Raw genomic sequence first — 10,278 nt, forward strand, 5'->3', positions numbered from 1 at the left:
TTCCCTGCGGATTTCGTCGCGCGGTTCAACAGCGTGCGCGAGGAACAAGGCACCCACACTCTTTACAAATTCCGCCTCGCGCTGCCTGACGGCAGTGTGCGCACAGCCAATATCGCCATTGCGCCACTGGTGACGCGCGACTTCATCGCGGTTGGACGCATCATTCTGGTAGACGACATCACCGACCGCATCCAACTCGAAGCCCAGCTGACCCAGTCTGAAAAACTTTCTTCCATCGGCCTGCTGGCTGCGGGCGTAGCGCACGAGGTCAACACGCCGCTGGCGGTCATCTCCAGCTATACGCAGATGCTGACCAAGCACATGCGCGATGACGAGCGTCTTGCGCCGGTGCTTGAAAAGATCACGCAGCAGACGTTTCGCGCATCGGAGATCGTCAACGGCCTGTTGAACTTCTCCCGCACCAGCGGAGCCGAGTTCACCAGCATCGACCTCAACGAGCTTCTTCGCGATACGCTTACCTTGCTCGAACACCAGTTGAAGACAGCGCAGATTCACATTGAAACCAATCTCGACCCACAACTCTTACATATCCACGGAAATCAGGGCAAGCTGCAACAGGTCATTCTCAATCTCATGTTGAACGCAAAAGACGCAATGTTCGGTATGTCGAATGCAACGCTGAAAGTTGCCACCTTCAATAGCTCCGGCCATGTCTTTGTGCGCATCCAGGACTCCGGCGGCGGAATCGAGCGCGAGCACCTTCACCGCATCTACGACCCCTTCTTTACAACCAAGACGAAGCCGCGGGAAGGCGAGCATAAAGGCACAGGCCTTGGTCTTGCCGTCAGCTACGGAATCATTCAGGAACATGCAGGCAAGATTCATGTAGAGAGCGAGCGGGGCATCGGGACTGCGTTCCAGCTTGAGTTCCCTGCCTCCGGGAGCCGGTCCCAGAGCACTGTTGAAACATTTACAAACGGACGTAACGAGACCGAGAGGAAGACGATCCATGTCTGAGGCAACCGAGATGGCAGCCGAATCTCTCCATCTGCAACGCACGGCCCGCATTGTTGGAACACCCCGCATTCTCATCATCGATGACGAAAATGCCATTCGAGAATCGCTCGAGACGTTGCTGACACTGGAAGGGTTCACCGTGACCCTTACCGGCGACGGCACCTCGGGGCTCGATATGCTGTCGCGCAACGAGTACGATCTTCTGCTGCTCGACCTTGCCTTGCCGGGCGAGAGCGGTATCGACCTGCTGCCGCGTATCGTCGAGATGCAGCCGAATCTTCCGGTCATCATGATCACGGCCTATGGCACTGTCGGCAACGTCGTCGACGCCATTCGCGCGGGCGCGGAGAACTTCGTTCAGAAGCCCTGGGACAATGAGAAGCTGCTGGCCGACATCCGCACCGCGATCGCCAAGCACCGGGCTGAAGAAGAGGTCATTCAGCTCAAGCGGACTCTGAAGCAGCGTTACAACTTCGAGAACATCGTCGGCAAGAGCGAACCGATGCTGCGCCTCTTCGACCTGATCGCACAGGTTGCGCCGAGCCGTTCCACCGTCCTGCTGCAGGGCGAAAGCGGAACCGGAAAAGAGTTGATCGCGAAGGCACTTCATGCGAACTCTCCGCGGCGCGACCATCCCTTTGTTCCCGTCAACACCGGCGCAGTTCCATCCGATCTGCTGGAATCGACGCTGTTCGGACACGTCAAGGGAGCCTTTACCTCCGCGATCAGCGCGAAGAAGGGCCTCTTCGAGATCGCGAATGGCGGCACACTCTTCCTCGACGAGATCGGCACGATGAACATGGACATGCAGGCGAAGATCCTGCGCGTTCTGCAAGACCGCCGCTTCATGCATCTCGGTGGCGTGCAGGAGATCCAGGTCGATGTCCGCATCATCGCGGCCACCAACGTCAACTTGCAGGAGGCGGTCCGCGAAGGACGTTTCCGCGAGGACCTCTTCTACAGACTTAATGTCATCACGCTGGAGCTGCCTCCACTCCGCCTGCGCCGCGAGGATATTCCTCTGCTGGCTGGACACTTTTTGAAGTTCTATGCGGACGAGAACGGGACTGAGGTTCCATCTCTAACACCTGAGACGCTGCGCATCATGATGGATCATGAGTGGCCGGGCAACGTTCGCGAGTTGGAGAACGCGATGGAGCGTGGCGTTGTGCTTGCCACATCCAAGGCCATCACTCCCGACCTGCTCCCGGCGCAGTTGACCGGCAGCACCTACTCAGCCAGCCTGCTCGACCATAAGCCCGACGCTTCCCTCTTCGACCTGATGGAAGAGATCGAGCGACGCATCATCTCGGACCGGCTCGAACGCTGCCACTGGAACCAGACCGAAGCTGCAGAATACTTCAAGATCCCGCTCTCGACGCTAAACCAGAAGATCAAACGTCTGAATGTCGAGATCAAGAAGCGTGTTCGCGATTAGCTAAATCCAACTGCGTTTATTGTGCGTCTGCCAACTCCAGACGGACCACGTCGTAAGAGACGCCGCTGGTAAGTCCTCCTGCAGGGACGGTGAGAGTGAGCGTGTTCTGGCCAGGACGCAGGAGAGAGGCGTCGAAGGAGAGGTCTTTCTCTACCCATGAGCCTTCTACGCCGTCGCGGTTGATGGTGGCGTTGTAGATCAGTCCCGTGATGTCTCCCACAGCTTTGTCGTTGACACCTATTGCTATGCTTCGGGTGCTGACACCTGCCAGCGCAAGACGTAGAGTGGCGCGGCCCTTGGGCTGGGTGGCAGGCATGTTGAAGTGGATGGTCCATGTTGTGGCGCGGCCCTTGCTGCGGCCAGTGCCGTCGTCGCTGATGATGTGCGGGACTTGATAGATGTACCAATCCTTGTGAAAGTCGCTCTTCCCTATTGTGTACTCGACGTCATGGGGAAAGAGTTTGGAGTACTCGAGGTAGAGGCCCCAGTGCCAGTGATCTTTGCCCTTGAGAAACTCGGAGGCGGAGCGGTTGGGGATACCAATCTGCCAAAGCTGTTTTCCATAGCGAACGGGCTTCCAGTCGAGCTTGCCTAGATCGAGCGGTTGACCGGAAGTTACCGTGATATCAGCCTTTGCGTACTCGCCGAGAACGCCGTCGGCGATGGCGTGAAGTTCGTAGGTTCCGGGACGTACTTTGGGAATAGTGAAGTGGCCGTCGGCAGTGCCGCGCGTCCAGAACTCGTAGTGCTTGGCATCGTTCTGCCAGGTGACACGCTGAGAACCAAAGCCGCGCGTCGATACGGGGAGATCACCGGTCTGGTCAGGGTAGGCAAGCCCGACGAGCAGGTTGGGAAGCTTTGCCTTTGGAGCCTGCGGGTCTTTCAAAATGAGCTGACCGGTGACGATGCTGCGCTCAGCGGCGTGCGGATAGTCCGCGTCTTTGACCCAGGTATAAGGCCACTTCGCCGCCTCACGGGCTGCCTGAGCTTTCGCCTCGCGGAACATGGCATCAGGAGTAATGGCTGAGTCGAGATAGATAAAGATTGGCCCTACAACTTTGTTCCATGCTTCACCAGCGTTGACGTTCAATTCGCTGCCGCCGTAGTGCGTGCCGCGCCAATAGTCGAGCAAGGTAGGATCGCCCCCATCGCCGTCGTCGATGTGCCCCGTTAGTTCGAAGTGGTTGGGGCCGCTGCTGAGGTACTCCATCGACGGGTTGATGAAGTAGAGGCCGATGTGGTGTTTGGTGCTCGACCAACCGAAGGCGGGAGTGTCGAACTGGTCGGCGCAGTAGTCGTATTTGTGCTCGGCGCGGCCTTTGTAGACGCCTGTAGTGAGACGACGGGCCTCCTTCATGTTGAGGTCGGTGCCGTTGTCCCAGTCCGAGCTGGTGGGCATGAGGGCGTTGCGCTGGCTGTCAACCGAAAGCCAGTCGAAGACCTGGCTGTTGAGCTTGAAGCCGTAGCGGCTTTCGCCGAGACTGGTGGCTCCATAGCTCGGCTGGTGAGTGAAGATGGCGTAGGTATAGATGCCACGGTCGCCGCGAGCGAGTGTATAGCGAATCTCCATATCGAGAAGAAGGCCGTGGCCTCTACCGCCGCGGCCGGGACCGCGGCCGACGAACGTTCCGGCGTTAGCGATGCGGCCGGAGCCCGAAGGTGGCCCAATGTGGCGGCCATTGAGCTGCGAGGCCGAGTCTTCATTTGCGGCACCGGGATCGGGGACGGGATGAGCAGTAAGGGATTGTCCGTCGGACCAACCCTTGATGGAGACTTCGCCGCGCTCGCCGTTGTTCTTCGCAGGATCGATGGTGATGGTATCGGCCTTGCGTATGGCGCCGGAAGGGTTCTGCTCCCAGTAACCGGCGTGGTGGCCGGAGACGTAACCCATGGTTTCAAGACCGTGATATTTCAGCGATACCATGTCGCCGGTGGTCTTGCTGATCGAGGCGGTGACATACCCGTTCGCGAGGATGAAATTGGTGCCGGTGTCGGTGATGGTGACTGGAGGCTGCTGTGCGGTCGTCGCCAGCGCGGCAGAGGTGATGGAGAGAAGAAGAAAGACTTGTCCGGCAGAGATGAGGGAACGCAGCAGTTGCATTGGCGTAATCGTCCTTGGCCCGCTATGGGTTTCATTACGAATACGCTTTATGTTTTGAAAAAGACGCGGAATGGGAGATAGAAATATCAACCGAACCGGCAAACTCTGAGGCGAGACGGTTCGACCGGGGAGCATTGCTATTCGCTAAACATCCCCCAGCTCCTGATTCTTTCTGAGTTGTTGATTCTTCAGAAGTAATTCGGCAACTAGTCTTTGTAGACGTGAATTCTCGATCTCCAGTTCCATGACGCGAAAGTCTATGGAGTTAGGCGATGCCTGGCTTTGAGGAGGCGAGAGTATGGGATGTTGAGGTTGGCGCTCTGACATCGTAGCGTTCAGCTTTACCAGCTCATTCATATACGCGGCTCCGCGGGGTGTTCTTCTGACTGGTTGAACGGATTGCGGCCGCAGCGCATGCCCTTACGGAGTTTTTCGCGCTCCTCGGGGGTCATGTGCTCCCAGCGCTCTCTCATGCGGTGCCTCATGCCGCGCTTCCACTGGTCGCGATGGCCGGAGTGACGGTGAAATCCACCGAAGAGGATTCTGCTAAGAAGGACGAGGCCGACTCCCTGCCAGAAGCTGATGCGGTGCAAGCCGAAGATCTGCGGCAGAAGAGCGTTCCAGAGCTCCATCGTGGCAAAGCCGAGCACAGTACCCCCGACGAGCACGAAGAGGATAATTTTGATTCCTTTGATGATTGGGTGGTGACGCATTCTTTTCTCCTTATGGCTTTGCGATGGTGTCGATGGTGCTGTAGATCGATTGCAACGTACTGCGAAGATGCAGGACGGCATAGCGTTTGCGCGAGAGCAGCGTATTGACACTGATGCCGGTCTCGGCTGAAATCTCTTTGAAGCTCTGTCCCAGAAACTCATGGGCAACGAAAACTTCTCGCTGCTCGGGTGGCAGTTCGTCGAGGGCTTCGTCGAGAGCATCGAGCAGGAGGTTGCGGGCGTAGGCCGCCTCGGGGCCTTCGTCGGGCGATGGCAGGAGATCTTCGAGCGTGTCACTGCCGTCTTCGGTAGAAATGGACTCGTTAAGCGAGCCAGGCTTTTTCTTGCGGAAGAGGTCGATCATCCGATTTCTGGCCACGCGAAAGAGCCACGCCGTGACCTGTTCGATGGGCTTCATAAGGCGGTAGGCCTCGATCAACTCGTAGAGGACGTCCTGCAGGATGTCCTCGGCTTCACCGCTGTCCGCCACTCGCTTGCGAATGAAGCTGCGCAGCCGCGGCTCATCTCGCTCCATCGCTTCGGAGATGAGCTGGTCCTGCTCGATGATCGTCAATTCGTTCATCTACTGGTGTAGACGGATAAGTGGGTAGGCATATTTTAGGATTTACGTGCGTGCGGCGATTTATTTTCAAGTAGAGGCCGGAAGAGGGTGCAGCAAGGGGATCTAGCTCAAGTTTCTATGGATTTGCAATAGCTTCACATAAGTACGGTAATCTCATATACCTCTATGACTGTAAAAAAGCGAGTAGCGACAGCAACGAGTCAGTCCAGGTCTACCAGGAAGACGTCCGCGAAGATGGTTGAGAGCTTGTTCTTCAACCGGGATGAATCGTGGCTACGATTCAACCAGCGCGTACTGGAAGAAGCCCAGGACACGACGAACCCCCTCCTGGAACGGGTAAAGTTTCTCGCGATTACAGCAAGCAACCTGGATGAATTCATCGAGATTCGTGTGGCAGGCATTTTGCAGCGAATTGAGGACGGCTATGACCTCGCACAACCTCTCGACGAAGGCGGCTTGAGACCGCAGGAACGCCTCAATCTGCTGCGCGAGCGTTTGAAGGATTTTGTAGCAGCCCAATACCGATGCTGGAATGAGCAATTACTGCCCGCGATGCGAGAAGAGCGCATCCGGGTATTGCGTTGGGAGCAGATCAGTGAAGAAGCGCGTGCGTATGCGCTTGCGTTTTATGAGAACGAAGTCGATCCGTTACTGACCCCTGTGACGATCGATCCTTCGCACCCTTTTCCAAGAGTACTGAACAAGGCGCTTTGCCTGGCATTGCTGCTGAAAAACAAGCGCAGAGCAAACGGTGGAACAAGGCCTGCGATTCTAGGCGTCGTGACGGTGCCGCGTTCCCTGCCCCGGCTGGTTGCGTTGCCAGGACCCGAAGGATATAGCGACTTTATCCTGCTGCACGAACTGATCGAATCGCAGGTAGAGCGAATGTTTCGCGGCTATGAGGTGCTGTCGTGCTCTGCGTTTCGAGTGACACGGAACAGCAATCTCTACATGCAGGAAGAAGAGTCGCGATCAGTACTGGAGAGTGTGCGCGCGGAGCTGCACAACCGACGCAAGGGCGATGCAGTGAGGCTCGAGATCGACGGCTCGGCAGTGGAAGAGATCGTCGAACGGCTCAGAATGAACTTCGAGCTAGACCCGTGGCAGGTATTTGGGACGGATGGGCCGGTCAACCTCTCGCGACTGATGAATCTGTACTCGGAGACGAAGCGGCCCGAGCTTAAATATCCGGCGTTCGCGGGAAAGGAGTTCAAGCCCGGAGCAAAGTCGGTTGACCTGTTCGAAGAACTGCGTGCACGCGATGTCATGCTGCACCACCCCTTCGACTCGTACAAAACGGTGGAGGACTTCATCGAGGCTGGCGCGAAGGATTCCGGCGTCATCTCGATGAAGCAGACACTCTACCGGACGAGCAAGGATTCTCCGATCTTTCGCGCGCTGATTGAAGCGGCACAGAGCAAGGATGTAACCGTCGTGGTGGAGTTGATGGCCAGGTTCGACGAAGACTCGAACATCCGTTGGGCACGGGAGCTGGAAGATGCAGGGGTCGGAGTGTTTCATGGGATCTTCGGCTTCAAGACCCACTGCAAACTCGCGCTGCTGGTGCGGCGCGATCCCGACGGTGTGGTTCGAAGGTACGCCCACCTGGGGACGGGAAACTACAATCCCGTGACGGCGCGGTTCTATACCGACATCAGCCTGCTGACCTCGCGGCCAGAGATGACCGAAGCTGTGCAGAAGGTCTTCAACTATCTCACGGCGGAGACGGAGGCGGCGTCATACGCGCCCTTGATGGTGGCTCCGCTAACGCTGGCGGAAAAGCTGATTGCATTGATCAGGCGCGAGGCGGCCCACGCAAAGGCGGGCAAGCCGGCTGCGATTGTAGCGAAGATGAATGCGCTGCTTGACCGGCCCACCGTCGAGGCACTGTACGCTGCTTCGCAGGCAGGCGTGGAGATTGACCTGATCGTGCGCGGCATGTGCTCGCTGCGCCCAGGGGTGAAGGGCTTGAGCGAGCGAATACGGGTACGCAGCATCGTGGGGCGGTATCTCGAACACAGCAGGATCTTCTGTTTTGCCAACGCCGGTAAAGAGGAGATCTACTGCGGCAGCGCGGACTGGATGCCGCGAAATTTATTTGAGCGATGCGAAGTCCTGTTTCCCGTGGCCCAGGCAGGACTGGTGACGCGGCTGCGCGAAGAGATTCTGGCGGCTTATCTGGCGGACAATACAAAGGCTCGGCTCCTGCAACCGGATGGCGAGTACGTGCGAGCGCCAAAAGGGGGCACAGCATTCGCTGCCCAGGATTACTTGATGCGCATCGCTGAAGGCGCGGTGGAAGCGGTTCCCGCAAAAGGAAAGGCCGCACCCGAAGGTACGGCCTTGTAGAGCAAGCTCAGCCGCTATCTGATACTGAACTTTACCTGCACCGCGGCGGTGTGAGAAAGATTGCCCGCAGCCGTAGCCGTGATCGTGACGTTATAGGTAGCGTCAGATGGAAGAGTACCTCCTGAGCCACAGCCAGAGGCGCCGATTGCGCCTATGGAGAGAAGCACGGCGAGCAGCGCTCCCCAGCGGCGACGACGCGGAAGAACGAGCAGGAACATGCAGGCCAGCGTCGCTCCAGAGCCGGCGGCATACCAACGCATCTTCCCGGCCGCCGAGCCGTTCGAGGCTGGTTGGAATGGCGACGATCCTCCTCGCACCCTCGTAAGGCTCTGAAAGGCCGTGAACGTAAGCGTCGTCGTCGCACCGTTCGTCGAGTTGATCACAACCGGGTTTACGGAGAAGGCCGGAGTAAGCTGATCCTTGCTTGTATCGGAAGCACTCAGCGTAATGGGGCCGGTAAATCCATTGACGGGAGCAAGCGTGAAGACAATTGCCGGGACCTTCCCGCCAACGATAGTGCTGACGGAAGCTGTCGAAGGCGTGATGGTGAAGTCGCTGGTGGTTGACGGCACCGTGATGGTGATGGTGGTGTTGCCTTGCGAGCCGGTGAAGTTCGTATCCCCGGAATAAATCACCGTGACAGTATGCACTCCGGCAGTCAGCGCCGACGTGTTCAACCTGTAGCTGGCGTGGCCGTTGGCAAGAGCGGTGGAACTTCCGACCGTTGCTCCATCCACCTCAACCTGAACAGAGCCTGTAGGCATATTCGTCGATGTGCTACCCGGAGCCACCGTGATGGCGAGAGAGATCGCCGTCCCTGCCACTACGGTGCTTGGCGTTGCGGTCACGTTGGTCCGAGAGGCTATCGTCCCTCCTGTGCCTGCGCCCGTGATAGTGATATTGACCGTACCTTGCGAGCCGCTGAAGATCGGGTCGCCGGAATAAATGACCGTGACGATATGAGGTTGGACAGTGAGCCCCGTCGTGTCCAGAGAATAGTGAACTTGACCGTTGGTGAGCGGAACCGAATTAGCTACCGTTGTTCCGTCAACCTGAATTCGAACGGTACCCGTCGGGATACCCGTGAATGGGCTGCCCGAGGCCACGCTGATAGCGAGTGAGATCGCTGTCCCTGCCGGGACAGTGTTTGGCGTCGCGGTCACTGTGGTCTGAGAGATCACTGTCCCGGCTGGTGTTTGTGGCGGAACCGAAATCCATTTGGCGAGGAAATTAGCTGCGTCTATACTGCCCCATCCGCTCGCCTGATCGTAACCAATACCCGCGGTGAATCCGATTGATCCGCCGCCGCTCGGACAATCTGGGCCCGAACTGCATGGGCTTTTGTTATCGCCGTAGGTAATGTCATGAAAACTGCTGCTGTCGGCATTCGCCATGGCATAGATGTTCGGATTGATGTTGCCGAGGCGACCATGGCCGAGATGGCCTGGGCTGAGGCCTTCTTCCACGAGACCCATGATTCCAGCAAAAGTGGGGGTCGCCGCCGATGTTCCGCCGTAGACAACACCGCCAGCTGAGTTGTAAAACTGCCCTGCGGTACAGGAAGATAGGATGCAGACGAGATAGCCGTCATGATTGGAAGCTGCGTTCAGAGAGATGTCCGGGACGTCACGAACGCCATCGTCAGGCACCCCGGGGCCTGTCTGCCATGACGGTTTGGAAAAGTAAATACTGGCCCCTCCGCCGCCTGCTCCGAAGGTAGGAGGAGTACCAGTAATATCGTCCGGGGTTTCATTCCAGACCGTCTCAGGAATGTGCTTAATCACCGAACTGCCATTGGTTGCATTGGCCGTATGCCAATAAGCCGATGCATTTGACGGGTCATCCGCCGCGAACATGGTGCCGCCGAGGCCGGTGACGTAAGGAGAGCTTCCGGGGAAATCTACCGCCAGCCCCTTCGTAGCTGAGGTGACGAAAGTGTCGCAATCCGTAGCGCCATCGTCGCCGGTAGGGCCAAGGACAGTGATGCCCTGCAAGGTAGCTTGCTCCAAAACAGTATTCAATCCCACTACTTCGGCCGGAGGAAGATTTCTCTCGCACTGGCCGTAGCTCACTGAAAGAATAGGGGCAACATCGAGGTCAATGGCGATGACCATTG

Annotated in this window: 7 protein-coding genes; 3 read left to right on the top strand and 4 right to left on the bottom strand. The window is 57.7% G+C overall.

The features are described 5' to 3' along the window. Positions 1-978: PAS domain-containing sensor histidine kinase (locus VMU57_RS10410; RefSeq protein ID WP_325383121.1), on the top strand; the 978-nt coding region annotated here is incomplete at its 5' end. Positions 979-988: 10 nt separating this feature from the next. Then, entirely contained in the window at positions 989-2,416 is a 1,428-nt protein-coding gene (locus VMU57_RS10415) for a sigma-54-dependent transcriptional regulator (protein WP_414648627.1), read from the top strand. A 16-nt stretch (positions 2,417-2,432) separates the two neighbouring features. Here VMU57_RS10415 and VMU57_RS10420 read toward each other — a convergent pair whose 3' ends face one another. The 3 genes from VMU57_RS10420 to VMU57_RS10430 all read right to left on the bottom strand — a co-directional run bounded on the left by VMU57_RS10420 (position 2,433) and on the right by VMU57_RS10430 (position 5,813). Next, complete coding sequence (locus VMU57_RS10420; protein WP_325383125.1) at positions 2,433-4,517, bottom strand: polysaccharide lyase family protein; 2,085 nt, start codon at positions 4,515-4,517, stop codon at positions 2,433-2,435. 353 nt (positions 4,518-4,870) lie between these two features. Continuing rightward, complete coding sequence (locus VMU57_RS10425) at positions 4,871-5,230, bottom strand: hypothetical protein (protein ID WP_325383128.1); 360 nt, start codon at positions 5,228-5,230, stop codon at positions 4,871-4,873. A 10-nt stretch (positions 5,231-5,240) separates the two neighbouring features. Beyond that, on the bottom strand, positions 5,241-5,813 hold the full coding sequence (locus VMU57_RS10430) for an RNA polymerase sigma factor (RefSeq protein WP_325383130.1): 573 nt from the start codon (positions 5,811-5,813) through the stop codon (positions 5,241-5,243). 165 nt (positions 5,814-5,978) lie between these two features. Between VMU57_RS10430 and ppk1 the strand changes: the two genes are divergently transcribed. After that, a complete protein-coding gene (gene ppk1, locus VMU57_RS10435; RefSeq protein WP_325383132.1) occupies positions 5,979-8,162 on the top strand; it encodes a polyphosphate kinase 1 in 2,184 nt (727 codons plus the stop codon). A 14-nt stretch (positions 8,163-8,176) separates the two neighbouring features. Here the strand turns inward: ppk1 and VMU57_RS10440 are convergent. Beyond that, positions 8,177-10,278: Ig-like domain repeat protein (locus VMU57_RS10440; protein ID WP_325383134.1), on the bottom strand; the 2,102-nt coding region annotated here is incomplete at its 5' end.

This window comes from Edaphobacter sp., from assembly GCF_035532915.1.
GTDB lineage: Bacteria > Acidobacteriota > Terriglobia > Terriglobales > Acidobacteriaceae > Edaphobacter.